This is a genomic window from Streptomyces sp. RLB3-17 (assembly GCF_007113425.2).
GTDB classification, from domain to species: Bacteria; Actinomycetota; Actinomycetes; order Streptomycetales; family Streptomycetaceae; genus Streptomyces; species Streptomyces mirabilis_D.
Genome location: NZ_CP041610.2, coordinates 10,959,741 through 10,985,182, shown reverse-complemented (window position 1 = coordinate 10,985,182; position 25,442 = coordinate 10,959,741). Strand labels below are relative to the sequence as shown.

The 25,442-nt window shown below is 71.3% G+C and carries 21 protein-coding genes and 1 pseudogene; 10 read left to right on the top strand and 12 right to left on the bottom strand.

Annotation, left to right across the window (positions count from 1 at the left end; all coding sequences use genetic code 11):
* Positions 1-151: 151 nt before the first annotated feature.
* The gene (locus FNV62_RS49435; RefSeq protein ID WP_143629925.1) at positions 152-889 is read right to left on the bottom strand and encodes an SAM-dependent methyltransferase; all 738 of its coding nucleotides are present in this window, start codon (positions 887-889) and stop codon (positions 152-154) included.
* Between the two features lie 234 nt (positions 890-1,123).
* Here FNV62_RS49435 and FNV62_RS49430 point away from each other — a divergent pair, with 234 nt between their 5' ends.
* Positions 1,124-3,049, top strand: coding sequence for a glycoside hydrolase family 5 protein (locus tag FNV62_RS49430; protein ID WP_143629923.1), 1,926 nt, complete (start codon positions 1,124-1,126; stop codon positions 3,047-3,049).
* 107 nt (positions 3,050-3,156) lie between these two features.
* A complete protein-coding gene (locus FNV62_RS49425; RefSeq protein WP_143629921.1) occupies positions 3,157-4,371 on the top strand; it encodes an MFS transporter in 1,215 nt (404 codons plus the stop codon).
* Between the two features lie 21 nt (positions 4,372-4,392).
* Here FNV62_RS49425 and FNV62_RS49420 read toward each other — a convergent pair whose 3' ends face one another.
* The gene (locus FNV62_RS49420) at positions 4,393-6,123 is read right to left on the bottom strand and encodes an IclR family transcriptional regulator C-terminal domain-containing protein (protein WP_143629919.1); all 1,731 of its coding nucleotides are present in this window, start codon (positions 6,121-6,123) and stop codon (positions 4,393-4,395) included.
* Between the two features lie 282 nt (positions 6,124-6,405).
* Between FNV62_RS49420 and FNV62_RS49415 the strand changes: the two genes are divergently transcribed.
* Both FNV62_RS49415 and FNV62_RS49410 read left to right on the top strand, forming a co-directional pair.
* Entirely contained in the window at positions 6,406-7,152 is a 747-nt protein-coding gene (locus FNV62_RS49415) for an aquaporin (protein WP_164331882.1), read from the top strand.
* Between the two features lie 85 nt (positions 7,153-7,237).
* Positions 7,238-8,707 (top strand): aldehyde dehydrogenase family protein, encoded by a 1,470-nt coding sequence (locus tag FNV62_RS49410; RefSeq protein ID WP_143629915.1) that lies wholly within the window; start codon positions 7,238-7,240, stop codon positions 8,705-8,707.
* Between the two features lie 125 nt (positions 8,708-8,832).
* Here FNV62_RS49410 and FNV62_RS49405 read toward each other — a convergent pair whose 3' ends face one another.
* The gene (locus FNV62_RS49405; protein WP_060898400.1) at positions 8,833-10,005 is read right to left on the bottom strand and encodes an acyltransferase family protein; all 1,173 of its coding nucleotides are present in this window, start codon (positions 10,003-10,005) and stop codon (positions 8,833-8,835) included.
* 170 nt (positions 10,006-10,175) lie between these two features.
* Here FNV62_RS49405 and FNV62_RS49400 point away from each other — a divergent pair, with 170 nt between their 5' ends.
* A complete protein-coding gene (locus tag FNV62_RS49400; RefSeq protein ID WP_144316251.1) occupies positions 10,176-11,174 on the top strand; it encodes a phosphotransferase in 999 nt (332 codons plus the stop codon).
* A 13-nt stretch (positions 11,175-11,187) separates the two neighbouring features.
* Here the strand turns inward: FNV62_RS49400 and FNV62_RS49395 are convergent, their stop codons facing one another.
* Positions 11,188-12,288 carry a winged helix DNA-binding domain-containing protein gene (locus tag FNV62_RS49395; RefSeq protein ID WP_143629911.1) on the bottom strand — a complete coding sequence of 367 codons (1,101 nt, stop codon included), beginning with the start codon at positions 12,286-12,288 and terminating at the stop codon, positions 11,188-11,190.
* Between the two features lie 160 nt (positions 12,289-12,448).
* Positions 12,449-13,042 carry a DinB family protein gene (locus tag FNV62_RS49390; protein ID WP_097289488.1) on the bottom strand — a complete coding sequence of 198 codons (594 nt, stop codon included), beginning with the start codon at positions 13,040-13,042 and terminating at the stop codon, positions 12,449-12,451.
* A gap of 122 nt (positions 13,043-13,164) precedes the next feature.
* On the opposite strand from FNV62_RS49390, the gene FNV62_RS49385 reads away from it, so the two are divergent.
* Positions 13,165-14,196, top strand: a complete 1,032-nt coding sequence (locus tag FNV62_RS49385) for a helix-turn-helix transcriptional regulator (protein WP_097289487.1) — start codon at positions 13,165-13,167, stop codon at positions 14,194-14,196.
* Between the two features lie 362 nt (positions 14,197-14,558).
* Positions 14,559-16,421, top strand: a complete 1,863-nt coding sequence (locus tag FNV62_RS49380; protein ID WP_143604526.1) for an ABC transporter ATP-binding protein — start codon at positions 14,559-14,561, stop codon at positions 16,419-16,421.
* A 338-nt stretch (positions 16,422-16,759) separates the two neighbouring features.
* On the opposite strand, the gene FNV62_RS49375 is transcribed toward FNV62_RS49380, so the two are convergent.
* From FNV62_RS49375 to FNV62_RS49360, 4 genes are all read right to left on the bottom strand, one after another.
* Entirely contained in the window at positions 16,760-17,515 is a 756-nt protein-coding gene (locus FNV62_RS49375) for an anti-sigma factor family protein (protein ID WP_143604525.1), read from the bottom strand.
* Positions 17,505-18,092 carry an RNA polymerase sigma factor gene (locus FNV62_RS49370; RefSeq protein ID WP_143604524.1) on the bottom strand — a complete coding sequence of 196 codons (588 nt, stop codon included), beginning with the start codon at positions 18,090-18,092 and terminating at the stop codon, positions 17,505-17,507. The genes FNV62_RS49375 and FNV62_RS49370 overlap by 11 nt, the downstream gene beginning before the upstream one ends.
* Positions 18,093-18,348: 256 nt before the next feature.
* A complete protein-coding gene (locus FNV62_RS49365) occupies positions 18,349-18,780 on the bottom strand; it encodes a hypothetical protein (protein WP_225900671.1) in 432 nt (143 codons plus the stop codon).
* A gap of 85 nt (positions 18,781-18,865) precedes the next feature.
* The gene (locus tag FNV62_RS49360) at positions 18,866-19,513 is read right to left on the bottom strand and encodes a hypothetical protein (RefSeq protein ID WP_225900670.1); all 648 of its coding nucleotides are present in this window, start codon (positions 19,511-19,513) and stop codon (positions 18,866-18,868) included.
* A 237-nt stretch (positions 19,514-19,750) separates the two neighbouring features.
* Here FNV62_RS49360 and FNV62_RS49355 point away from each other — a divergent pair, with 237 nt between their 5' ends.
* Positions 19,751-20,548 (top strand): SAM-dependent methyltransferase, encoded by a 798-nt coding sequence (locus tag FNV62_RS49355; RefSeq protein WP_143604523.1) that lies wholly within the window; start codon positions 19,751-19,753, stop codon positions 20,546-20,548.
* A gap of 231 nt (positions 20,549-20,779) precedes the next feature.
* On the opposite strand, the gene FNV62_RS49350 is transcribed toward FNV62_RS49355, so the two are convergent.
* Positions 20,780-21,511: a TioE family transcriptional regulator gene (locus tag FNV62_RS49350; protein WP_143629908.1), complete on the bottom strand. Its 732-nt coding sequence runs from the start codon at positions 21,509-21,511 to the stop codon at positions 20,780-20,782.
* 58 nt (positions 21,512-21,569) lie between these two features.
* Here FNV62_RS49350 and FNV62_RS49345 point away from each other — a divergent pair, with 58 nt between their 5' ends.
* Entirely contained in the window at positions 21,570-22,784 is a 1,215-nt protein-coding gene (locus tag FNV62_RS49345; RefSeq protein WP_143604521.1) for an erythromycin esterase family protein, read from the top strand.
* On the opposite strand, the gene FNV62_RS49340 is transcribed toward FNV62_RS49345, so the two are convergent.
* Complete coding sequence (locus tag FNV62_RS49340; RefSeq protein WP_240362463.1) at positions 22,697-23,506, bottom strand: MFS transporter; 810 nt, start codon at positions 23,504-23,506, stop codon at positions 22,697-22,699. The genes FNV62_RS49345 and FNV62_RS49340 overlap by 88 nt on opposite strands.
* A gap of 133 nt (positions 23,507-23,639) precedes the next feature.
* Positions 23,640-23,882, bottom strand: a pseudogene (locus tag FNV62_RS56405) (MFS transporter); the annotation flags it as partial.
* Between the two features lie 760 nt (positions 23,883-24,642).
* Here FNV62_RS56405 and snpA point away from each other — a divergent pair.
* Positions 24,643-25,329, top strand: a complete 687-nt coding sequence (gene snpA / locus FNV62_RS49335; protein WP_143604520.1) for a snapalysin — start codon at positions 24,643-24,645, stop codon at positions 25,327-25,329.
* The last annotated feature ends 113 nt before the right edge of the window (positions 25,330-25,442 follow it).

The window sequence follows — 25,442 nt, the reverse complement described above, 5'->3', positions numbered from 1 at the left end:
CTGCTGGATCACTCTGCTCGGAGGTACCGGCGCTGGGGTGGAGGCGCACGGTGATCATGACGACATCGTGCGGTGAGGGGTTGGCCGAGCGATGACCGGCATGGACGCTGTCGCAGGGAGACAGGGGGTCGCCGGACCGGCGCGGGCGGCTTCAGTCGGACGTCGGGCGCAGGATCAGGCACACGAAGCCGAAGGCGTCCCGGTAGACACTCAGCCATTCGGTGCGGTGGGTGGTGGCTGCCGCCAGCGCCTGCGAACTGTCCGGATCGTCGGGATGGTCCAAGGCCCATGAGGCGAGTGACCCCGTCCAGGCCCATTCGTAGTCGTCGAGCTCCCGGCTCGTGCTGATGTGCCCATAGACGGGTGTCCAACCGCCGGAGATGACGCGGTCCACGGTGGTCGGCAGGTCGGCGAGGTCGCCGAGCATCTCCACGGCGTCGGGGGAAGGCTCCTGTGACCAGAATCCGTCACCGACCAGGACGCGGCCGCCGGGAGCCAGGTGCTTGCGCGCCGTCTCGAGGGTGGCGAGCAGGCCGCCGAAGGCATGCGTGGCGCCGACACTGATCACCAGGTCGAACAAGTGTGGGGCAGCGAAGTCCGCGGCGTCCTCCTGGTGCAGGACGAGGCGCTCTTGCAGTCCGAGGGTGCGAGCGGCGCTCCGCGCACGTGCCAGCGCGCTCTCGGAGATGTCGACGCCCTCGGCCCGCAGTTGGGGATGCGCGGCCAGGGCGCGCAGGAGCCACTCCCCGCCACCGCAGCCGAGGTCGAGTACCCGCGCGCCATCTCGCGGGATGCCGCGTTCCAGCAGTCGGCGCACCGAGTCGTCGTCGAGCGGGGCCGCAATCGGATGATCCGCATGGGCAAGCGTGGAGATCTGTTCACGATTCACCGGCGGAGCCTGGCACGGACACAGGCCGCACGCACCTGCTTTTCCCGAGGCCGCAACAACCGAGCCGTCCGCCCATAGGCCGCCGGCCGCTGACAATTGTAGGCTGGCGGCCGCCACCAAGACCGGTGAGCAGGGCCGGCCTTGATGTCACCCCGGAAGGGCGCCACTCACCGGCGCTCTCCCCTCGCGACACCGACTCGTCAGCTTGACCCCAGCGCTCCCACAGAGGACCGGATGCCGACCACACGTAGACTTGTCAAGTACCTGACATCAGCGACGGCGGTTCTCGCGCTGTTGACCACGGCACCGACGGCGATGGCCACCGTCCCGGAGCCCGTCGCCACCAAGGCCCTCCCCCAGGCCACCGCCGCGGCGACCGACACCTGGCAGCCGCCGCTGTCGACCCAGGGCCGGTACATCGTCGACGCCCGGGGAAACCGGTTCAGGCTGAAGTCGGCCAACTGGGACGGCGCACAGGGCTCATGGACCGGAAGCGGCAGCATCACCGACCCCGCCAACCACCACGCCGGCCAGAACTCCTACGGCATCCCCCTCGGCCTCGACCGTGCCCCGCTGCCCGAACTGCTCGCCGACTTCCACGAACTCGGCATCAACAGCATCCGGCTGCCGTTCTCCAACGAGATGATCCACGCGACAGCAACCGTGCCGGACGTGGCCGTCGCCGCCAATCCACAACTGCGCGGCAGGACGCCCCTGCAGATCTACGACGCCGTCGTGGCCGCCCTCACCCAGGACGGGTTCGCGGTCATCCTCAACAACCATACGAACACCTCCCGTTGGTGCTGCGGCATCGACGGCAACGAACGGTGGAACAGCAGCCAGTCCACCCAGCAGTGGACGGACGACTGGGTCTTCATGGCCCGCCGATACGCCACCGACTCCCGCGTCGTGGGCGCCGACCTCTACAACGAGGTACGCCGCGACGTACTGGACGACCCCAACTGGGGCATGGGCGACGCCCACGACTGGTACGCGGCCGCCCAGCAAGCCGCCGACCGCATCCTCACCGAGGCCAACCCCAACCTCCTCATCGTCGTCGAGGGCATCAACTGGACCGGCGTACCCGTCGACGGGCTGCCGCACGACCGACCCACCCTCGCCCCCGTGCGCACGCTCTCGCACACCCTCGTGGACGCCCACAAGCTGGTCTACTCCGCCCACTTCTACGGCTACACCGGCCCCCACCACAGCGGCGCCACCGGAATCGGCGAGACCCACGACGCCCGCTACCAGGACCTGACCCGCGACCAGCTGTACCAGGTCCTCGCCGACCAGGCCTTCTTCGTCACCACGGAGGGGCAGCACTACACCGCGCCGGTGTGGATCAGCGAATTCGGCATAGGCGCCAATGAGACGGGCACCGCGGCCCGCACCTGGTTCGGCAACATCACCGACTACTTCGCCGACCACGACGCCGACTTCGCCTACTGGCCCCTGGTCGGCTGGGAGGGCCACGACGACTGGGCCCTGCTGCGCTACGACACCGCCGGGCGACGGTACGGCATCCTCGACCAGGGCGACTGGCGCGCCACCGCCTGGAGCCACCTCATGACCGCTCCCACACGAACCGGGGCCATCCCACCGGTCCCTGTCTGGCACATGCTCACCACCGACCACGGCGACCAAGTACAGTCTGTCCGGGTACGGGCGGGCGGCGACTGGGATTCGGGGGCCTACAAGGCGGCCTGCCCCGACGGCCTGCGGCTGATCGGCCTCAGCCACACCTCCGGCCGTGGCCTGTGCACCGACACCACCGCCGGCGACCTGCGGGCCGCGGGCAACGCCCAGACGGTCGTCACCGACGAACGTTTCGTCCCCGCGGGCGGCGACTGGGCCAGTGGCTACACCAAACTCCAGTGCCCCGCCGGGCAGTTCCTCATCGGCTACAGCCGCCGCGGTGACCGCGTGTCGGCGGCCCTGTGCGCGCCCGGCCGCGCCCCGCTGGGGGCCATCGGGCGGACTGTCTGGTTCGACCGCTCCGACACCCGGCCCGCCGACATGGCGGGCGGCGACTTCGCCTCCGGCGCGTACAAGGGCCAGTGTTCCGCCGACGAGTACGCGGCCGGTATCGCCTTCACCACCCGCGTGGGCAGCACCGCGGGACCCGCCGCCCTGCTGTGCACTCCACTGAAGCCCTGAGCCCCTCACCGCCCTTCACCTCCGAATCGCCTCAGGTGGGTGTTTCAGACGCGCCGCGGCCGCGGCCCGACCGGGCCGGGGCCGTGTGCGGGGTTACCGTCGGCGGCATGGACGGTGATCGCCGAGGGTGGCGCCAGTGTTTGCTCAGCGGGGCGGTGTTCGTCGTATGCATGGCGGGCACCACGCTGCCGACTCCCCTCTACGGCCTCTATCAGGAGAAGTTCGGGTTCTCCGAGCTGACGGTCACCGTCGTGTACGCCGTGTACGCCTTCGGGGTCATCAGCGTGCTGCTGCTGACGGGGAACGCCTCGGACGCCGTGGGCAGACGCCCGGTACTGCTGTGGGGCCTGGGATTCTCCGCGGCGAGCGCCGTCTGTTTCCTGTGCGCCACGGGGCTGGGCTGGCTGTACGCGGGGCGGCTGCTCTCGGGACTGTCCGCCGGTCTGTTCACCGGGGCCGCCACGGCGTACGTGATGGAGTTGGCACCGTACGACGGCGCCTCCCGGGCCACGTTCGTGGCGACGGCCGCCAACATGGGCGGCCTCGGCTGCGGCCCGCTGCTCTCCGGAGTGCTCGCGCAGTACGCCGCCTGGCCGCTGTACCTCCCGTTCGCCGTGCATCTCGCCCTGGTGGCCTGCTCGGCCGTCGTCCTGCTCCGGCTTCCGGAGACCGTGCGGGAGCGGCGGCCGCTGAGCACCGTACGGCCGCAACGGCCCGGCCTGCCCGCACAGGTGCGGGCGGTGTTCGGGCCCGCGGCGATCGCCTCGTTCGTGGGGTTCGCGCTGTTCGGGGTGTTCACGTCCGTCAGCCCGGCGTTCCTCGCACAGTCGCTGAACGTGCGCAACCACGCCGTCAGCGGCCTGGTCGTCGCGCTGGCCTTCTTCGCCTCGACCGCCGGGCAGCTCGCCGCCGGCCGGGTCGGGATGGGGCGATCGCTGCCCCTGGGCAGCGCGGCACTCCTCGCCGGGCTGGCGCTGCTCGCGGGCGCGCTGCGGTGGGACCTGCTGGCGCTGGTGGTGCTGAGCGCGCTCGTCGGCGGGGGCGGGCAGGGGCTGGCGTTTCGCGGGGCGCTGTCCGCGGTGGCCGAGGCGTCTCCCGCGGACCGGCGCGCGGCGGTGATCTCCACACTGTTCGTGGTGGCCTACGCGGGTATCTCGGTGCCGGTGATCGGTGTGGGGCTGCTGGCGGGTCCCCTCGGCCTGGAGGGCGCGGGGCTGGTGTTCATCGCGTGCATGGCCGTCCTGGTCGCGACCGCGGCCGTGTACCTGCTGCGGCGCCCGGTACCGGCGAGGACGTCAGCGCATACGGACACGGGTACGTGACCTGTTCCTGTCTCCGGAGTGTCAACCCGTCTCCACAGGAACGTGGGCACTGGCGAGCGCCAGGTCCGCTTCGACACGGGCGGCGCACGCGCGCAGGGCGGACAGCATGCTGTCCCGGGTCTGCTCGGGTGACTCCGGGCCGGCGTGCATCGCTACGTTCAGCGCCGCGACGGCGCGCCCGCTGCGGTCCCTGACGGGTACGGCCAGTGAGCGCAGCCCCGCCTCCAACTCCTGCTCGACCAGGGCGAATCCGTCGTGGGCAGCTTGGTCGAAGGCCGCGGTGAGCGCCTCGGGCGAGGTGAGCGTGTGCGGGGTCAGGGCCTGCGGGCGGAGGGATCGGATGCGCTCCGGCCACTGTGCCCGCGGCAGGTCCGCGAGCAGGACGCGCCCCATGGAGGTGGCGTAGGCGGGCAGTCGGGTGCCGGGGGTGATGCGGGCGCTGGTGATCTGCCCGGTGGCCACTCGTGCGACGTAGCGCACCTCGGCGCCGTCGAGCACCGCGAGCGAGGCGGACTCCCGCACCCGCGCCACCAGATCGGCCAGATGCGGCCGGGCGATGTCGGCGAGGGTGAGTGTGGACAGTCGCGCGTATCCGAGCTCCAGGACGCGCGGGCCCGGGAGGAATCGGCGCTCGTGCTGTTCCACGTAGGAGAGTTCACTCAGCGTCAGAAGATTGCGCCGGGCGCTCTGATACGAGAGTCCGGCGGCCTCCGCGGCCTCGGCGAGGGTGAGTCCGCCGCGCTGTCCCCCCAGCGCGGTCAGTACGGCCAGGCCCCTGGCCAGCGCCTGCAGGAAGGACGGCCCCAGTTCGGGCTTGGCGTCGGTGTATGCGGGGGCGGCGATGGGCGGCGGCGCGGCGGGCAGGGGGTGCGAGGTGCCGTACAGCGCGTCGGCGATGTCCTGGGCGGCCCGGTTCATCTCGGTCAGGGCGTGGGCGCGGAGGTCGTCGGCGCTGTGGCGGCTGGTGTGCGCGAGCACGCTGATCGCGCACACGGGGCGGCCGTCGGGGTCGCGGACGGGGACCGCCAGCGCGACCAGCCCCGGGGCGACCAGTTGGTCGTCCAACGCCCAGCCGTTCGCGGCCGCCGCCGTGGTCCAGGACGCGAAGTCGGCTTCCGTCCGCTCGGGGCGGGGAGCCGTGGGGCGGGTGGGGACGGCCGGGAAACCGGCGTCCAGGGGGTCGGCCGCGCGCCGGGCCCGCCAGGCCTCGCGCGTCGGCGGGTCCCAGCCGGTGGCGAGTACGGCTCCGGCGGCGCAGCGCTCGGAGGGCAGCAGGTCGCCGACGCGGAAGCCCAGAGGGATCACCCGGCCGGGCGGGACGGCCGTGCCGACGATGCGCGCGTCGCAGCCGTCGAGGACGATCGCCGAGACCGACTCGTCCAGGGTCCGGGTCAGCCGCTCCAGGCTCGGGCGCAGCGCGCGGGACAGGCCGCTCGCGTCGAGGTAGGCGTTGCCGAACTCCATGAGGCGCGGGGCGAGCACGAGATCGCGGCCCTCGGCGCGCAGGTACCCGAGGTGAACCAAGGTGGCGGCGATCCGGTCGACGGCGGAACGGGCCAGGCCGGTGGCGCGGACCAGGTCACCCGGCCGTACCGCCTCCGCGGAATCGGCCATGACGCGCAGGACGTCCAGACCTCGTTCCAGGGGGCCGACGGCTTCCCCGCGGCCGGCTTCAGGTCCGGCGGTCTGCGGCGCGGTGCCCGTGGGCCGCTTCGACGCCCCGGCCTGCGCCCCCGCGACGCCCCGTGCCATGGCCTCTCCTCCCGCGCTTCCCCGCTCGTCGGCGCATGCGGCCGGACCCGTGCGGAGAACGCTACCGGTTCGCGGGCCATTGACAGCCGTCACCCGATCCCGCAGACTCACCGCACTCAGTAAATGAACAGAAGTTCACTCAGCGAAAATACAGCAGCGACACGAGCACAGGTCGCCTGCCGGGCGCATCGCGGGACGTTCCGCACCCGGCCCCGGCCTCCCCGCGGCACGGCCGGAGCCGAGCCGCGCCCCATGACCCCCTCCCTTGCCCCGAGGACTCCCATGAGCACTTCCGCCCAGAGCCGCGCGGACCTGATCCGGCACAGCGCGTACGAGTTCGCGCTGACCACGGTGCTTCTCTTCGCCGTGGTCAGCCTGGTCCGCTGGCTGGCCTTCCCCGGCTCGTCCCTGGCGATCGGTGACCCGGACACGCTGTTCGTCGTCGCGGGAACCGTCGTGGCCGCGCTGATCGCGGCGCTGATGTACTCACCGCCCGGCCGCGCGTCCGGCGGCCATCTCCACCCCGGCGTCACCGTCTTCCTGTGGACGTGCGGGCTCTTCCCGGGCCGCGCCGTCCTGCCGTACGTCGCCGCACAGCTCACCGGGTCCCTGGCCGGGACCGCGCTGGCCCGGGTGGTGTGGGGCGAGGTGGTCGGCCAGGTCGGGTACGGCGCCGTGCATCCCGCGCCCGGTACCGGCGCCGTCGAGCTGTTCGTCGTCGAGGGCGCCGCGCTCGCCGCGGTGTTCGTCGCGGTCGCGCTGGTGATGTCCCGACCCGCCCTGCGCGGACTGATCCCCGCGGTCATCGGGCTCGGCGTGGGCGTGGTCATCGCCACTCTGGGCACCGTGACCGGCGCGAGCATCAATCCGGCGCGCGCCTTCGGCCCGGCGCTGCTGTCCGGCCAGTACGACCACTTCTGGAACTACATGATCGCGCCGCTGGTCGCCCCGGCCCTCGTGGGCCTCACGCACCGCGCCCTGCGCACCCGCCGGGACCGGTCCGCACCGACCGCGCCGGCAGCGGCGTGACCCGGCGGTCACCGGCCGCCCCGGCCCTCGCTCCCCCTCCTCCCTCCCACTCGCTCTCCCCTTTCCACTCACCCTGGAGGACCCCATGTCCACCGTCCGAGGCCTGATCATCAACGGCCAGGAGGTCCCCGCCTCCTCCGGCCGCACGGCATCCGACATCAATCCCTCGACCGGCGCCGTCTGCGCCGAGGTCGCCGCCGGAACCCCCGAGGACATACGCCGAGCCGTGGACGCCGCCGACGCCGCGTTCGAGGCGTGGGCCGCGACCAGGCCCGCCGAGCGGCGTCGGATCTTCCTGCGCGCCGCGCAACTGATGGAGGAGCGTGTCGAGGAGGTCGTCCGGCTGATGGCGGCGGAGGTCGGGGGTGTCGCGTCCTGGGCCGGCTTCAACGCCAAGCTGGCCGCCGACATCCTCCTGGAGGCTGCGGCCGCCGTGAGCGGGCCCACCGGGCAGACGCTCGCCACCAACTCCGAGGGCGTCCACTCGGCGCAGGTACGGGTCCCCAAGGGCGTGATCGCCGCGATCTCGCCGTGGAACGCGCCCGTCATCCTCGGCATGCGCGCGGTCGCGATGCCGATCGCGATGGGCAACACCGTGGTGATGAAGCCCAGCGAGGACGCACCGATCGCCTGCGGTCTGCTGATCTCGGACGTCCTGCACGAGGCCGGGCTGCCCGCGGGCGTGCTCAACGTCGTCACCAACGACCGCGCCGATGCCGCCGAGGTGGTGTCCGCGCTGATCGCCGACGACCGGGTACGGATGGTCAACTTCACCGGTTCCACGGAGGTCGGACGCGTCATCGGCGTCCAGGCCGCGCAGCACCTCAAGCCCGCCGTTCTCGAACTCGGCGGCAAGAACGCCCTGCTCGTCCTGGAGGACGCGGACATCGACCACGCGGTGGACGCCGCCGTCTTCGGCTCCTTCATGAACGCCGGGCAGATCTGCATGTGCGTGGACCGGGTCATCGTGCACCGCGCGGTCGCCGAGGAGTTCACGGCCGGGTTCGCCGCCCGCGTCCGGGCCCTGCCGTACGGGGATCCGGCCGACCCGGGCACGGCGGTCGGCCCCGTGGTCAACCCCGGTGCGGCCCAACGGGTCGCCGCTCTCGTCGCGGACGCCGTGGCCCAGGGAGCACGGCTGGCCGCGGGCACCGGGCAGGTCGAGGAGCCCGGCACGCTCATCCGTCCGGTCGTACTCACCGGCGTCACCAAGGAGATGAGGATCTACTACGACGAGATCTTCGGTCCGGCGACCGTGATCCACGTGGTCGACAGCGTCGACGAGGCCGTGACGCTGGCCAACGACACACCGTACGGCCTGACCGCCGGCGTGATCACCGAGAACCTGGCGACCGGTCTGGAGGTCGCCCGCCGTCTGCGTACCGGCATCGTTCACATCAACGACCAGTCGATCGCGGACGAGCCGCAGGCTCCGTTCGGCGGCGTGAAGAGTTCAGGTTACGGGCGCTTCGGCGGGCAGGCGGGCGCCGAGGCCTTCACCGACACCCGCTGGATCACCGCCCAGACCTCCGGCCACGCCCACTACCCGATCTGACATCCGCCGGACGAACCGAAGTCCGGGCTCACGGGCCCTACCAACTCCGGCCCCTTCGACACCCACATGTCGAAGGGGCCAGAAGTACTTCCCGAAGTGTCTACAGCCGTCCGGACTAGGAGAGCTCAGGCGCGGCGGCGTGATCGGCTGAACCGGCGCACGAGTGGGGCCTCGACCAGGGCGTAGAGCGCCCAGGACAGCAGGACCGTGACGGCGGCCGTGCCGACCAGCATCGCCACGCCTGTCGCGGTGGAGTACATCTGATGGGTGCCGAGGGCCTTGCGGAGCGTGGACAGCGCTGTGTAGTGCAGGAGGTAGAAGGCGAAGGAGATCTCGCCCAGCCAGACCATCGTGCGGCTGCGGAACAAGGTGAAGCGGCCCTCGATGTCCGCGGTGGCCGCGGCCGCGATCAGCAGCGCGATCGGCAGGATCATCGCGGCGCGCTGACCGTAGAGATAGGGCACGTGGAAGGTCAGCACGTACCCCCCGACCAGCAGCAGGCTCGACCAGAACATGCCGATGTTCCGCCAGCGCCCGTGCTTCACCGCGAGCGCCACCAGGATGCCGAGGGCGAAGTCGACCATACGGACCGGGGGCAGCACATAGCTGAACCAGTACTGCGAGACCGAGAGGTCCTGGCCGCTGGGCACCCGTGGGGTCTTCGGGAACAGGGCGTACGCCAGCGCGGGGGTGGCCCACACCGCGGCGATCGCTCCGGTGATCCAGTACTTGAGATGACGGGCGTCGATACGCCGGAAGACACTCAGCAGCAGGGGAAAACTCAGGTAGAAGACGGCTTCCACGGCCAGCGACCAACTCGGCGAGTCCACACTGAAGTTGGTGAAGTAGCTGGGCACCCACACCTGGACCATGAACAGGTTGGCGAGGGAGACATGGGTGGAGGTGTAGGAACTGGCGAACAGCAGCATGGCGAGCGCCCAGGCGACCACGTAGTTCGGGTAGATCTTGACGAACCTGCGCCGCCAGAACCCCGTGGTGGTGTCGCCGCGCCGTGCCGACCAGGTCAGTACGAAACCGCTGAGCACGAAGAAGAACGACACGCCGAGGCCGCCGGCCTGCGAGGTCCAGTCGGCCAGGCGGTACTCCGTACGGTCGTCGGACAGCAGCCGCAGCGGGGGTATCGGAAGGAAGGCGTGGTGGGCGAAGACAGCCAGCGCGGCGGGGAACCGCAGGCCGGTCAGGGAGGGCAGCCGGGAGACGCGGGGGCGCTTGGGCTCGGCGGCTTCGCCGCTCTCGTCGGCCGGCGCGGAGCCGGTCAGTACTTGCTCGGTGGCCACGGGATTTCCTTTCTCGAGTGTCGTCCTGCAGCGGCCCGCTCTTTGTACAGTCGCGTGCTCGTGGCCCACTCAAAAGTTGCTGTTGGATTGAGCTCGTTCGGGCTGTGGTGAGGTCGACCCAACCGGCCCGACCACGAAGCCTGGTCGTCAGCGTCCGGAGAGGTTCCTGAATGCACTTCACAGCCGACCACATAGCGGAGACCTACCGACTCGGCGCCGGGCCATGGGCGTTGGCGCCCGTCACCCGTGGCGCGTTGGGCCAGATCTGGAGGTTCTCCGGTAACGGCTCCTCATGGGCGGTGAAGGAGCTTCTCTTCGGCTGCGACGAGGAGCAGGTCCGCCGGGAGGCCGGATTACGGCAGGCCGCGGAGGACCTGGGCATCGTGTCACCGCGGCTCTTTCCCAATCGCCACGGTGCGTACGTCTCACACGTCACCGCTTCTTCGGGTTCCTCGGGTTCCTCGGGCGGGTCCTACGTCAAGCTGTACGACTGGATCGACGGCGCCGAGGCGGACGCGTCCGATCCGGGCATCCTGGACTGGTTCGGCCGGACCATGGCACTTCTCCACACGGCGGGCCAGGGCGCGAGCGAGACGCCGGATTCCTGGTACGAGCGGTCCCCTCAGGACGTCGAGTGGAAGGCCCTGCACAAGCAGGTCCGTCAGGCCGGCCTGCCCTGGGCGGAGGCGCTGGGGCGGTTCATCGACACCTCCGCGGCAGAGTTGGCGCACTGGGTGACGCCGGCCGACCCCGGCGATCTGGTGACATCCCATCTCGACCTGCAGCCCCAGAACGTTCTGGTCGGCCGGGACGGGCCGGTCCTCCTCGACTGGGACAACGCCGGGGTCACCTCGGCGGAACGCGAGTTCGCGCGCGCCGTGTACGTATGGTCGGGCGGCAATCATGTGGACATCGACTCCGCCCGGCGGCTGGCGCGGGCCTATCGGGGTGCCGGAGGCCGTGCCGCCATCACGGGTCCTCAGTCGTTCTCGATGCTTTTCGCGACGGCCCTGAACTTCGTCTACGTACAGGCCGAGTGCGCCATCGACCGGACCGTGACCGCCGCGCAGCGCGAGTTCGCGAGCCGGCAGGTCGTCGACTCCTTGCGCGGCATGCCGGAGCTGGAGGTCGTGTCCCGGCTGGCCGCCGCGCTCGATACCGTGCGGTAACCGGGCGTGCCCCTCAGCCGGGAGCCGCCGCAACCCGTACGCGACGGCTCTCGCTGTCGGAGAGGAACGACGCCAGTTCCCGCCCCTGTTCGGCGACGGCGGTGCGCTCGGCCGACGAGAAGCGGCGCAGTGGCGTGATGTTCACGGTGCCTGCCTCGACGTTCCAGGTCGCGGCGACCCGGCCGTCGACGAGGACTACGCGGGCGCCCGCGACCGACAGCCCGCGGTGGGCGTCGTCGACGATCCGGCCGCGGTCGTGGTAGCCGAGGAGCGCGTTGTCGAACGCCGGCAGGAACCGGACCGGGGCGGGCGTGTCGGGGTCGGGGCGCGGCATTCCGGGGAGGTCCAGCAGTTCCCGGCCTCGCTCGTCGCGGAAGGTGACCAGCTCCTCGCGTATCGCGGACACCGCGGCCGGCAGTCCGGCGAGGCCGCACCAGGCGCGCAGGTCGGCCGAGGCGGCGGGGCCGAACGCGGCCAGATAGCGCCGTACCAGCGCCTGGCCCACGGGATCGGAGCGGTCCTCGGTCGGCGGATCGACCTCCCGGCCCAGCCAGGACGAGAGCGGCACGTTGCGCACCCCCGCCTTCGTGCGCCACAGCCCGCGCGGCGGCAGCTGCGCCATCGGGACGAGGGCGGCGATCAGCATCTCCCCCAGCGCCCGCGGTCCCGGTGCCGGCCAGCGCTCGGCGAGCGCCCGCGCGAGCTCGGTCATCGAGCGGGGCTCGTCGTCGGCCATCAGCGCCCGGCCCGCCGCCGCGAGCTCGTCCAGGTCGATCCCGTCCAGCTCGCGGCGGTAGGTGCCGAGCACCCGTTGGCGCAGCATGGCGTCGTGGCGGGACCGCCAGGCCAGGGCGTCGTCGGCGGTGACGAGGTGGACGGTGCGGCGCATGAGATGGGTCCGCACCACACTCCGCCCGGTCAGCAGGTCCGAGAGACCCGCCGGGTCGAACGCCCGCAGCCGGGACCAGAGTCCGACGTACGGTTCCTGCGGTTCCTGTGCCTGGAGACCGCACAGGTGCGCGACGGCGTCGAGGACCGGTAGGTCGGCGTGATCGAGCAGCAGTTGTCGGGCGAGTGTCGCCCGGTTGAGGGCCCGGGTGGCGAGAACGGTCATCGCGTCACGCCGATGCCGGTCCGCCCCGGTTCACACATCTTCACGGTCTCGCCGTTCCCTTCGGTTCCGTACAGGTCTTGATCGATTCCGTGCGGGTCACGCGGTCGGGACCGGGCGGCGGCCGGTGGGCAGCCGCCGCCCGGTCGAGGTCCGTCACCGGTCAGGTCGACGTCTGCCCGTCGAGCGTCTCGCGCAGGATGTCCGCGTGCCCGGCGTGCTGGGCGGTCTCGGCGATAACGTGCATCAGCACCCGGCGCACGCTGCGCACCGATCCAGGCTCGTGCCAGGGCGCCTCCGGCAGCGGGTGCGTCGTGGACAGGTCGGGCAGGGAGGCGATGACCTTCTCGCTCCGGGCGGCGACCTGCTCGTAGCGCTCGACGATCCCGGTCAGCGTCTCGCCGGGGAGCATCCGGAAGTCGTTCTGGTGGTCGATCGCCCACTGCGGGAACTCGCGTGCGGTGCCGGCCGTGAGGTCGGCCCAGGTGACACCGTCGGGCAGGTCGTAGCGCATCGCCGACGGGCCGTCGACCGCGAAGCGCATCCATCCCTCCTCGATGGACGCGACGTGCTTGATCAGCCCGCCCAGGCACAGCGCGCTGACCGTCGGGTGCTCGCCGGCCTGTTCGTCGCTGAGCCCGCGCGTCGTGTTGGTCAGGGCGGCCCGCGCGGTCGCGAGCTGGGCGAGCAGGTCGGCCCGCTCGTCGTCGAGCGCGGGGGGCGTGGAGGGCGTGGAGGGCGTGGTGGTGGCGGTCACGGTGATCGGGGCCTTCTCTTCGTTGCTGTCGGCTGGCTGTTCGTTGCTGTTGTCCGGCACGGAAGAACAGTCGCAGGAGAAGCGGTCAGGTTGTGTCCGCTTCTCGGGGCACCATGGAAGTCATGCAGAAGACCTCAGCGCGGCTGCTCTCGCTGCTCTCGCTGCTCCAGGCGCGCCGGGACTGGCCGGGGGCGCTGCTGGCCGACCGCTTGGACGTCAGCCCGCGCACCGTGCGACGCGACGTCGACCGCCTGCGCGAGCTCGGCTATCCCATCGTGGCCACCAAGGGCCCGGACGGCGGGTACCGACTCGACGCAGGCACACAACTGCCCCCGTTGCTGTTCGACGACGACCAGGCCGTGGCCCTCGCCGTCGCGCTCCAGATCGCCACCACCACCGGTGCCGGTATCGAGGAGGCCGCGGCGCGCGCGCTGAACACCGTCCGCCAGGTCATGCCCGCGCGACTGCGCCGCCGTGTCGAAACCCTCCAGGTCACCGCCGTCGAGCAGCCCGTGGCCCGGCCGCACCCACAGGTCGACAGCAGCGTGCTCATGACGCTCGGCGACGCCGTCCACGCCCGCGAAGTCCTGCGCTTCGACTACACCTCCGCGTCCCCAGCGGGCACCGGCGACCGCGACCCCGCCGGGGCTCCGCCGCGCCGGGTGCAGCCCCACCACCTCGTCACCTGGGGCGGACGCTGGTACCTCGTCGCCTGGGACCTCGACCGCGAGGACTGGCGCACCTTCCGTGCCGACCGGATCAGACCGCGCACCCCCACGGGCCCCCGATTCACTCCGCGAGAACTGCCCGGCGGGAACGTGGCCGCCTTCGTGACCAGCAGGTTCCAGGGCTCGGACGGCTCCGGCGGCTCAGACGGCTCAGACGGCTGGCCCTGCCGAGGCGAGGTGATCCTCGACCTCCCCGCCGCCGTCGTCCTGCGCCACACCCGCGAGGGAATCGTCGAGGAACTCGGCCCGGACCGCTGCCGCCTCGTCCTCGGCTCGTGGTCGTGGCCCGGCCTGGCGGCCACCCTCGGCAGGTTCGACGCCGACATCGAGGTCGTCGGGCCGACCGAACTCAAGGACGCCTTCGCGCACTTGGCCCGCCGCTACGCCGACGCCGCGACCGACGTACTGACGCGGAAAACCCAATAGGGCAAAACCAACTATTTACGTCAAAACGCCATCTCAACGACACCCGGGACCGTATCTGATATAAGGCACACCCCAGTGGGAGGAATGCCATGGCCATCTTCAGTGATCTCTTTCCTGCCAGACACGGTGACCACGACCACGACCACGACCACGGGAGGAGCGACCACTCGGGTCACGACGAGCACTCGATGAACAGGCACGAAGGCCGTCACTCCGACTTCGAGGACCACCGGTCCGGTCACGACTAGTGAAAGCCGGAGCGGACCGGCGTCCGGAGGACCGACCGGAGCCGGTCCGCTCCGTCGTCCGAGCCACGGTCGACGAACGGATGACGGACGACAGACGGATGACGGACGCATGCGATGAAGCGTGTCCCGAGCCATGTTCTGAAGCGGCTGCTGTTGGTGGGCGAGGAGTCCGCGCCCCTGGTGACGGCCGCGCCGCCGGTGCCACCGCGCGAGGTGTTCCGCCGTTTCTGGCCCTACACCCGTGGCCGACGGCACTGGCTCGTGCCGCTCGTGCTGTTCAGTCTCGCCGGTCCCCTGGTCGACGCCGCCGAACTGTTGCTGTTCAAGGTCGTGGTCGACGACGTGCTCGTCCCGCGGGACCTACGACCGTTCCTCTGGATCGCACCGACCTACCTGGGGCTGGTCGTCGCCTCCGGCGTCCTGGGGTTCGCCGACGACATGACGGCCACGTGGGTCGGCGAACGCTTCCTGCTGACGCTGCGCGCCGACGTGTTCCGGCATGTCCAGCAGCTCTCGCTCGGGTTCTTCGAGCGGCGGCGGCTCGGGGACGTACTGTCGCGCGTCACGGGTGACGTCGACGCCGTCGAGACGTTCCTGCTCTCCGGAGTGGCGGACGGCATCTATCACGTGATCCGGCTGGGCGTCTTCCTCGGGCTGCTGTTCTACCTGCGCTGGGACCTGACGCTCCTCTCACTCGTCATCGTGCCGCTGTTCTGGCGCGCCGCCCGGCACTTCTCCCGGCTGGTCAGGGAGGCGTCCCGAGAGCGCAGGCGCCGCAGTGGCTCCCTGAGCGCCGTCGCCGAGGAGTCGCTGGGGAACGTGGCCCTGGTCCAGGCGTACAACCGGCAGGGCTGGGAGGAGCGCCGCTTCGAGCGCGAGAACGTCGGCAGGTTCCAGGCCTCGATGACCACGGCACGCATCCGTGCCGTCTACCGGCCGGTGGTCGAGCTCATCGAGGTGTCCGGTGGTCTCGCCGTCATGGGCCTGGGCACCTGGAAGCTGGCGCAGGGCCAGCTCACGCTGGGCGGGCTGTTGGTCTTCCTGGCCCTGATCGGCAAGCTCTACAGCCCGATCCGCGACCTGTCCCGCCTCGGGAACACCTTCTACGCCGCCTCGGCCTCCGCGGAACGGATCATCGAGTTGCTGGACCAGCGTCCCCAGGTCGTCGAATCCGCCGACGCCCGCCGGATCGGCCGGGCCCGCGGTGAGGTCGAGTTCGAGAGCGTGTCCTTCCGCTACCCCGGTACGCCGGCCCTGGCGCTGTCCGAGGTGTCGTTCCACGTCTCCCCCGGCGAGACCCTGGCGCTGGTGGGCGCGAGCGGCGCCGGCAAGTCCACCGCCGCCAAACTGCTGTTGCGGTTCTACGACCCCGACCGGGGCGCGGTCCGGCTCGACGGGACCGACCTGCCGGAACTGGCCCTGTCCGACGTGCGGGAGAGCCTCGCGGTGGTCCTGCAGGAGACGCTGGTCTTCCACGGCACGGTGCGGGAGAACATCGCCTACGGCCGGCCCGGCGCGACGGACGCGGAGATCGTCGCGGCGGCCCGCGCGGCCGACGCCCACGACTTCATCCGGCTGCTGCCCGACGGCTACGACACCATGGTCGGCCAGCGCGGCCGGACACTGTCCGGCGGACAGCGCCAGCGCCTCGCGATCGCCCGCGCGATGATCAGGGACGCGCCCGTGCTGCTGCTGGACGAACCGACCACCGGCCTGGACGCCCGATCGGGCCTGCGCGTCATGGACCCGCTGCGCCGCCTGATGGCCGGGCGGACCACCGTCGTCATCTCGCACAACCTCCTCACCGTCCGCGACGCCACGCGGATCGTCGTACTCGACCACGGGCGGGTCCTGGAAACCGGGACCCACGACGACCTGCTCGCGCGCGGCGGTGCGTACGCCGGTCTCCACCGGTTGCACGCCGTGCCCAGCCCCGTCCGGGCGGGCGGCCCGCTGCCGGGGGCGGTGCCGTCGTGACCGGGACGCGCACCCCGGTACGGGGGGCCCGCTGACGGCCGCCGCCAACGAGGTGGACGAGATGGGACACTGCACGCCGAGGAGGGCCACGTCGCCGGCCGCCGCTCGCCGCCGCAGGAAGCCGACCGGCGGTGCGCCCACCCCCGGCCGCGGACACCGCTGGTGATCTCCGTCGGCCGTACCCTCAGCGGTCCCGCGGGGGTCGAAAGGCACGTCGCCGCTCGCCACCTCGTACAACGTGATACCGATGCCCCAGACGGCCGCGTCGCTCGGCGCGATCCTCCCGGCGTACGGCCCTCGTAGGCCCTCCTCCGGAAACCCGGGAGCCGGGGACGTCGCTACGTTTCCCCGCCCGACGTGAGGTCGGTGGTGGCGAGCACGGTGCCGTCGGGCGACGTCAAGCGGGCGCCGGACACGGACGCGGGGTCGACGGGGGTCGGGCCGCCCCAGAACCCGCGGCCCTGGTGCAGAGTGAAGGTGCCCGTCCGGACCGTGCCGCCGTCGCGCCGCTCCAGCAGGCAGGAGACCATGCCGCTGTACGAGGCATGCGTGCCGGTGAGGTCGACCGTCATGTAGATCCAGCCCGGGGAGCCGGTGTGGGCGTACACCTCACCGGCCGACTGCCTGGGGGCCGCGACCGAGGTCAGATCGCCATGCAGCAGGTCGGCCGCGCCGCCCGCGGACCGGGGGGCACCGGCCACCACGTTCTCGATCGCCGTTCCGGCCACCCAGCCACCGAAGCCGACGGCGAGGACGAGTGCGGCCACCGCGGAGGCGAACCGGAGCCGAAGCCGGCCACCGAAGCCCCTGCGCCAGGCGCCCGCAACGCGGGCGCGCGCCCGGCCGTCCCGGGCCGGCGTCCCCTGGGTCAGCGCCTGCGCCACCCGGGTCTCGAAGCCGACCGGCGGCTCGCAGCCCGGCAGCAGTCCGATCAGCCCGTCGCCGACGAGGGTCAGCTGCTCGACGTACTCGCGGCAGTCCGCGCATCGGTCGAGGTGGGCGACCGCTGCGGCCCGCTCGCGGCCCGGCAGTATGCCGAGGGCGAGTTCGGCACCGATCTCCCGCAGCTTCTCGCAGGTCATGTCATTGGACATGGTCGCCTCGCTTCGGGGACGCGAGCGTGGTGCGCAGCTTCGCCATCGCGGTCCTGATGCGCGTCTTCGCGGTGCCCAGGGGGATGTTCTCCCAGTCGGCAACCTGCTGGGCCGTCATGCCGTAGATGCTCGCCATCACCAGCGCGCGACCCTGTTCGCGGGGCAGCTCCGCCATCGCCACCCGCAGCCGGGAGGACGCCTCGTCGGCCAGGACATGCTGTTCGGGGGTGTCACTGACGACTCCCAGGATCACGTCGAGGTCCTCGGGCGCCACCGGTTCCGGCCGCCGCGCGCGGACGGCGTCGATGGCGAGGTTGTGTGCGATGGTCGTCAGCCAGGTCTTCACCGAGCCGCGCCGCGAGTCGTAGATCTGGGCATGTCGCCAGGCACGTTCGAAGGTCTGCTGGGCGATGTCCTCGGCGAGTTGTGTGTCCCCGGTGACGGCGACGGCGACACCGAAGACCGTGTGCTGGAACCTCCGTACGAAGGTGACGGCCAGCTCCGGGTCGCCGGTGGCCAGCCCGGACAGCAGAGCCTCGTCCGGGAGACGGCCCACGGGGAACCGGAATCTCGACATACCCATATATACGGTCCGCCCTCGCCAGGAGATTGCCCGGCTGTCACGGAACCCCACCCTCCGATTCTCCCGCGCTTCCGCCCGCGCGGCACGGGCAGCGGCCCGACGTGCCGCTTTCCGGGCGTGTGGCGTTCCGAGCGTGTGCCGTTCCGAGCGTGTGCCGTTCCGGGGTGGCCGAGACGGTCACCGATGGGCACCGGGGCGAGGCACAGGTCGCGCTCCGCTCAGGGTGACGACGTGGGACCCCGTGGCCTGTTCAGTGGCCGGACGGCGGCTCGAAGCACCCGGTCTCCGGGTACGGGCCGTTGGTCGTCACCTCGTAGTTGGACTTCTGGACGAACGCCGTGACGCAGGCGTCGGTGTGGACGCGAAGGCCGACCAACGCTCCCTCGGGCGTGACCTCGCGACCGTCCGTGAAGCGCGAGTTCATGGCCCGGACCATCAGCGTCCCGCCGTGCGACTTCCCGTTCGACCCGGTCCGCCCTTCCTCGTAACCGAGGTGGAGCAGTGCCGCGCGCACCGTCGCGGGGTCCCACTTCTTCTGCTCCCACAGCCGCTTCAGGACCGGCCTGATGCGATCGGCTTCCCTCGCCACGTCCGTCGCACTGGCGGGCGACATGGCTCCCGGGCGGCGGTAGCCGTTGTTCTCGTTGTAGTGGGGAGCGCCGTCGCCGGCCCCCGGCTCCACGTACGGAGAGGCTCCCGATGCCGCCGCAGCGGTGCTCCGAGAGGTGCCCGTAGGAGCTCCGGCCGTCGAGTCCGAGGCGTGTTGCTCACCGCAGCCACCCAGACACAGGACGGCGGCAAGGGCCAGACCCGTCATCGTCGGGCTGCCGGGTCGGCCGGATATCGAAAGAGACATGGCATGACTCTGCCATGCCGGAGATGGCCATGTCCGCCGCGTACTCGACGCGGGCGCGGCGGTCCGCCTCGGTGATTTCGGGGTGCACAGGGGGCGTCCGGGGTGCGCGCCAGAGTTGGACCAGATGGCGCTCCCCGTGGTCCCCGATACCGGGTTCGGGGTCGTCGGTGTGACAGTACAGGCGCATCCGCACCCAGTCGGTGCCGTCCGGCGAGGGCGGGAGGTGGAGGGGAGGTTCCTCCTCCGGCCATGCGTCGAGGATGTCGCCCTGTTCGAGGGTCGCGAGGCAGAGAGTGGGGAGGTCGGCCCACAGGCTGATCTCCTCGGCGGGCTCCCACTCGGCGCCGGTTTCGGGTGCCGGCGGGGCGTTGTGCACCTGGACGGTCAGCTGGAGGGGGCCGGTGTCGGTGGTGGTGAGGACGACGGCGCCGGCGTCGGTGGCCGGACCGCAGCGCCAGCCGAAGGGCATCTCCCGCGGGTACTCGTAGTCGTCGGTGAAGCCGATCAGGTAGCCGTTCTCGCCGAGGTCGACCGTGAACGAGGACGCATGGACCAACATGAGGATGTCGCTCCCTTCACTGACACAGACTTCTACCGGACGGGCGGGCCGAGTCGACCGCCAGCCGTGCGCCACCGGGCCCGACGCCCTCGGTCTAGGTGGCCTCCTGTGCGCACCGACCGTGACGGTACCGCTCGCGCCGGTAACAGCGGTCATGGGCACGGCAGTTGATATGCGAAGCTGTCGTCAGCCGCTCGCGGGCAAGGTGGCCGGGGCAGTCGTCGAGAGGAGCGCAGCGTGAGTCAGGACGGCTTCCGCACCGGGGAGATAGACACGAGCAGGCCACACCCTGCGCGGATCTACGACTACCTGCTGGGCGGCAAGGACAACTACGAGGTCGACCAACAGGCCGCCGACCAACTCGCCTCCGCGGCACCCGAGGTGCGGATCGGCGTGAAGGCCAACCGCGCCTTCCTGCAACGCGCGGTCCGTTACGTCGTCAGCAGCGGCGTCCGTCAGATCCTCGACGTCGGCACCGGGCTGCCCACCGCCCCGAACGTGCACGAGACCGCCCACGAGGTGGCCCCGGACGTGCGCGTCGCGTACGTCGACAACGATCCGATCGTGAAGGCACACGCCGACGCGCTGCTCAGCCGCTCCGGTGCGACCAGCATCGTGCTCGCCGACCTGCGTGATCCACGGGCCGTCATCGACCACCCCGACGTCCGCCGAGTCATCGACTTCGACCAGCCGGTCGCCCTGCTCCTCGTCGCCATCCTCCACTTCATCACCGACGCGGAGAAGCCCGATCAGGCCGTCGCCGCCCTTCGCGACGCGCTGCCGGCCGGCAGCTTCCTCGTGCTCTCGCACGCCACGGGCGACTTCGCCGACCGCAGCGAGGCGCAGGCTGTCTACAACAACGCCACCGCCACGTTGAACCTGCGGACCCGCGCCGAGGTGGAGCGGTTCTTCGACGGCTTCGAACTGGTCGAGCCCGGACTGGCCCAGGTCCCGTTCTGGCGCCCGGACGCCACGCCGCCGGCACGGTCCGGCGAGATCGGCTTCTACGGGGGCGTGGCTCGCAAGCTCGGCTGAACCGGCCTCTCCGGCCGAGGAGGCGGCCAGGCGCCCGTCCGGGCAGGACAACGCCGGGGCGCCCACTGGAGGCCGGCTGACGACCAACTGGTCCTGCTGGATGGCGAGTTGGATGCCGACCTGGGCGCGCATGGCTGAGGTGAGGATCGGTGTCGGGCGCCGGCGCGGATCGCGGAGGTGATCCACCGCCGGTTCGGGGTGGACTGAGCGCCGACCGGGGTGGATCGAATCTCATCCACGCTCGCGGAGGTACGCCTCCAGCTCGGCGGCCCCGGCCAGCATCGCGCGCCCGCGGGCGGACAGCCGACCGTGCCAGTCGCGCAGGGTGGCCTCCAGCGGCTTCGGACCGCCGGCCGCCCGCACCTGGGCGATCAGCGGGGCGATCTGCTCCAACAGGTAGCCGCCCCGCCTGAGTTGATGTGCCAGCCGGGCGTCCCGCATGTCGGCCTCGTCGTAGACGCGGTAGCCGGTCCGCGGGTCCCGGCGCGGGTGTACCAGCCCGGCGCGCTCCCACTTGCGCAGCGTCGCGGGTCGGATGCCGAGCTCTCCTGCCAGCGGCCCGATGAACCTGCCGGCGGGCCCGGACACCGCGTTGGGCTCGGACGCCGCAGCGGGCTCCAGGCCGCGGAGGGCGCGCTCCACGGCCTGGAGGGTCCGCCGGTCGTCGAGGAGCTGGGCGTGGCTCTCGTCGACGAGGCTCAGCGCTTCGTCGACCGCGCCCTGGTTCACCGCCCGCATGATCGACGTCGCCGTCCGGTGGCCGTGGCCGGGCACCAGGGCGAGGAACGCGCGCAGGGCCCCCGCGTGCAGCGAGGTATAGGTGCGGTAGCCGTGGGGTGTGCGGCCGGCGGCCGGAAGGATGCCGGCCTCCTCGTAGTTCCTGACCGCCTGTGTGGACAGACGGTGCCCGCGCGCCAGATCAATCGGCCTGAGCCGCTCACCGTTTTGAAGGTTTCGCCCCATGAGACCGACGATATCGCGGAAAAGTTTCCACCGAAGGTTCAACGATACCGTTGAAGGCATGGCGACTGACATCAAGGACACCGCCCATGCCGTCGAGGCCGCCGCCGTGATGAGGCTGCTCCCGGCGCGGCCTCGGCTGCTCGCCCTGGGCGAGCCCACCCACGGCGAGGACACTCTGCTCGACCTGCGCAACGAGCTCTTCCGGCAGCTCGTCGAACAGGAGGGCTACCGGACGATCGCGATCGAGAGCGACTGCGTGATGGGCCTGGTCGTGGACGACTACGTCACTTCGGGCACAGGCACTCTCGAGGAGGTCATGGAGCACGGATTCAGCCACAACTGGGGCACCTTCGCGGCCAACCGCGAACTCGTGCGCTGGATGCGGGCCTACAACGACGGCCGGCCCGCGCCGGAACGGCTCCGCTTCGCCGGTTTCGACGGCCCGCTGGAGATCACCGGCGCCGCGAGCCCCCGGCAGGCCCTCACCGCACTCCACGGCTACCTCTCGGCCCGGGTGGACGCGGGCCTGCTCCCCTGCACCGAGGACACACTCGACCGCCTGCTCGGCACCGACGACCGATGGACCGACCCCGCCGCGATGATGGACCCGGCCCAGTCCGTGGGGCAGTCGGCCGAGGCCGGCCGGCTGCGGCTGCTCGCCGACGATCTGGTGGCGCTGCTCGACACGCAGACGCCACACCTGATGCGGGCGACCCCTAGGGACGACTGGGACCGGGCGCGCCTGTACGGGCGCACCGCCATCGGCCTGCTGCGCTACCACTACTGGATGGCCCACTCCTCACCGAGCCGTATGACCCGGCTGGTGGGCCTGCGGGACCAGATGATGGCCCACAACCTCCTAGCCCTCGCCGAACGGGGCCCGGCATTCATCCACGCCCACAACGGCCATCTCCAGCGGGCCAAGAGCACGACGCGGATGGGTGGGATGCCTCTGGAGTGGTGGAGCGCCGGTGCGCTGGTGAGCGCCCAACTCGGCGAGGAGTACGCCTTCGTGGCCACGGCCCTCGGCACGATCCGGCACCAGGGAGTGGACACCCCGCCGCCGGACACCGTCGAAGGACTCCTCTACGCGCTCCCGGAGGACCGCTGCGTCATCGACGCCCCGCGGCTGGCCACCGCCCTCGGCGACACGCCGCCCGCGCCCCGAGTGTCCCCCTGGTTCGGCTACTCCCCGCTGGATCCGGCCCACTTGGCGGACAGCGACGGGCTCGTCTTCGTCAAGGACGTCCCACAGATCCGTTCCGGCTCGTAGGTCCGCGGAAGGTCGCGCTCGCGGCGCATGGGGCTCATGGCGAGGATGAGCCGGCAGGGCGCGACGAGGCCCGTCATGATCCACATGGCGGGCCGGTACCCGACCACGTCGCCCAGCACGCCGCCGAGCAAGGATCCGACGGGGATGGCGCTGTGATTGATCATCATGGTCGTCGCCACGACCCGGCCGAGCAGGTGCGGTGGGCAGTAGGTCTGCCGGAAGCTGCCGACCACGATGTTGGCCACGGAGATGCCGATTCCGACGAAGAAGCCGCCTGTCGCGAACAGCAGTAGCTCCGGCCCCGCCGTGGTCAGCGGCATCAGCAGCGCGAACGGCGCGGTGGCGGCCTGCAGGAGAAGCAGCCCGCGTGCGGTGCCGAACCGCCGACTGAACCCGTTGGCCAGCAGCGCGCCCGCGATGCCGCCGGCACTGCCGCTGGTCAGCAACAGCCCGACCGTGGCCGGATTCAGTCCGACGGTGCGAACCAGGAACACGACCTGCACCGCTTGGTAGCCCATCAGCGCCATGTTGATCGCGGCACCCCAGGTGACCATGGGCCGCAGAGACGGGTCCCGGCCCACGAAACGAAGCCCTTCGACGATCCGCCGTCGGAGAGGGGCGCGTTCCGCGCCGGGAGTATGGTCCGGCTCGACCACCCTCATCCGCTGCAGGCAGACCGCGGAGATCAGGAACGTCACGGCGTCGGCGAGGAGCCCGGCCACCGCGCCGAACGCCTGGGCGAGCAGTCCTGCCGCCCCGGCCCGGCGATCTGGTGTCGAGCCACGCCGCCGCCGGAACGCTCAACAGCGCAGCGCCGGCCACCAGATCGCACGCGATCATCAGTGGGCGTTTGCGCATCCGGTCCACCCAGGCGCCCACGGGCAGACCCACCAGGAGCCAGGGCAGCCACACCGCCGCGGCGAGCAGGCTCACGGTGGTGGAGTCGGCGTCCAACACCTCCACCGCGATCAGCGGCAGGGCCACGACGGTGACACTGTTGCCCAACCCACTCACGGATTCGCCTACCCAGAGCTGGCGAAAATCCCGTTGGGTGAGTACTCCCCAGCCCGTTCGGGGCCGGTCCTCCGTGTCATTCATCGGGTCCACCCGATGCATCATGCCGTGAGCTGCCGCACCGGCACCTTCCGGACGGTTTTCTCCTGTGCGCGGGAGACGTGCTGGAGACCCGGGTGAGACTCCCCACGCGGATCGGCGCCTGCCGGCGGAAGGGGCCGGAGTGCAGTCGGCACTCCACGACCGGGTACGCACCTCGTTCGCGTGGCTGACGACAGCCCGGCCCGCCTAGTCCCGAAGCCACCGGGTGCGGCGGACACGCTGCTGGAGGCGGGCGAGGATCCCCCACCGACCTCTCCCCCACGCTGCGGGCCGAGGGTGACTCCCTGGGGGGCGCCCCGGGGCCGGTGGGGGCGCGAAAGAAACGAAAGCTCATGTTCTATGACGTCGGTCACAGCGCCCCACCAACCAACCGCCCCGCTTAGTAGACGCGACTTGGCGGACATCTAAGGATTTGTCCGTCTTGGCCCGGATGCGGATCCTGCCGCGCGTCCCGGGATTCCGCCCGGCGGGCCCGCACGCCCGTTGCCCTGTGATGCAAGGCTTCTGACGCCGCGACAGCTTCCTCTCCTGCCGCCATGTGCGGACCGGAGACCCGTGCACTGCCCCTGGCGAGGTCCCCGGACCTACGAGGCGACGTAGTGGCTGGACCCTTTGCGCTCCCTGTCGAGCCGTTCTAAGAATGGCGACCCACAGGACGTCGCCGCAGTTCGGAACCGGTGCTCACGCAGCGTCGACCGCACACCGTGCCCTCGGCGTCACCGAGTGAGTAGGAGCCCCCCACATGAAGTCGTCCCGAACGTCCGCGAGACTCCTCGCCCTCGCTCTCGGCCTGGGTCTGGCCTCCAGCGCGCTGGGCGCGGCGGTGCCGGCGAGCGCCAAGACGGCCGCCGCCCCGTCCGCTGCCGCCGGTACCTCCGTGGCACGGTACGCCGGGTCGGGTGAGGAGGCCGCGAACAACAAGGCGTTCTTCGAGGCCGTGCTCAAGTCCGTCGCCGAGAAGCGCGCCGCCCAGCCGTACGCGCAGGCGGTGACTGTCTACTACAACGCCTCCCAGGCACCGAGCTTCCGTTCGCAGATATCGAGCGCGGCCTCGATCTGGAACAGCTCCGAGTCCAACGTCAAGCTCCAGGAGGCGTCGAGCGGTGCCGACTTCTCCTACTACGAGGGCAACGACCCGCGCGGGTCCTACGCCTCCACCGACGGCCACGGAAGCGGCTACGTCTTCCTCGACTACACCCAGAGCCAGCAGTACGACTCGGTCCGCGTCGCCACCCACGAGACCGGGCACGTGCTTGGCCTGCCGGACGACTACAACGGGGCGTGCAGTGAGCTGATGTCGGGCGGCAGCGCCGGCCCGTCCTGCACCAACCGCTACCCGAACGTCACCGAGCGCTCGCGTGTCGACCAGCTGTGGGCCAACGGACTCGCGCAGACCCCGCGCACGGTGACCGGGCCGCCGACCACCTGAGCGCCGCACCGCCGGTACGGACCGTGGCACCGAGCCACGGTCCGAGGGTGTCCGCTCCCATCCGCTCGGTCATCACACGATGATGAGGCCGGACAAGGCCTGTATTCCAGGGC

Bases quoted from the DNA above. Each gene is read 5' to 3' on its own strand.
- FNV62_RS49345 (WP_143604521.1), top strand. From the start codon at position 21,570: ATGGCGACTGACATCAAGGACACCGCCCATGCCGTCGAGGCCGCCGCC.
- FNV62_RS49400 (WP_144316251.1), top strand. From the start codon at position 10,176: ATGCACTTCACAGCCGACCACATAGCGGAGACCTACCGACTCGGCGCC.
- FNV62_RS49385 (WP_097289487.1), top strand. From the start codon at position 13,165: ATGCAGAAGACCTCAGCGCGGCTGCTCTCGCTGCTCTCGCTGCTCCAG.
- FNV62_RS49360 (WP_225900670.1), bottom strand. From the start codon at position 19,513: ATGTTGGTCCATGCGTCCTCGTTCACGGTCGACCTCGGCGAGAACGGC.
- FNV62_RS49380 (WP_143604526.1), top strand. From the start codon at position 14,559: ATGAAGCGTGTCCCGAGCCATGTTCTGAAGCGGCTGCTGTTGGTGGGC.
- FNV62_RS49370 (WP_143604524.1), bottom strand. From the start codon at position 18,092: ATGTCGAGATTCCGGTTCCCCGTGGGCCGTCTCCCGGACGAGGCTCTG.
- FNV62_RS49420 (WP_143629919.1), bottom strand. From the start codon at position 6,123: ATGGCACGGGGCGTCGCGGGGGCGCAGGCCGGGGCGTCGAAGCGGCCC.
- FNV62_RS49425 (WP_143629921.1), top strand. From the start codon at position 3,157: ATGGACGGTGATCGCCGAGGGTGGCGCCAGTGTTTGCTCAGCGGGGCG.
- FNV62_RS49410 (WP_143629915.1), top strand. From the start codon at position 7,238: ATGTCCACCGTCCGAGGCCTGATCATCAACGGCCAGGAGGTCCCCGCC.
- FNV62_RS49430 (WP_143629923.1), top strand. From the start codon at position 1,124: ATGCCGACCACACGTAGACTTGTCAAGTACCTGACATCAGCGACGGCG.
- snpA (WP_143604520.1), top strand. From the start codon at position 24,643: ATGAAGTCGTCCCGAACGTCCGCGAGACTCCTCGCCCTCGCTCTCGGC.
- FNV62_RS49415 (WP_164331882.1), top strand. From the start codon at position 6,406: ATGAGCACTTCCGCCCAGAGCCGCGCGGACCTGATCCGGCACAGCGCG.
- FNV62_RS49395 (WP_143629911.1), bottom strand. From the start codon at position 12,288: ATGACCGTTCTCGCCACCCGGGCCCTCAACCGGGCGACACTCGCCCGA.
- FNV62_RS49375 (WP_143604525.1), bottom strand. From the start codon at position 17,515: ATGTCCAATGACATGACCTGCGAGAAGCTGCGGGAGATCGGTGCCGAA.
- FNV62_RS49350 (WP_143629908.1), bottom strand. From the start codon at position 21,511: ATGGGGCGAAACCTTCAAAACGGTGAGCGGCTCAGGCCGATTGATCTG.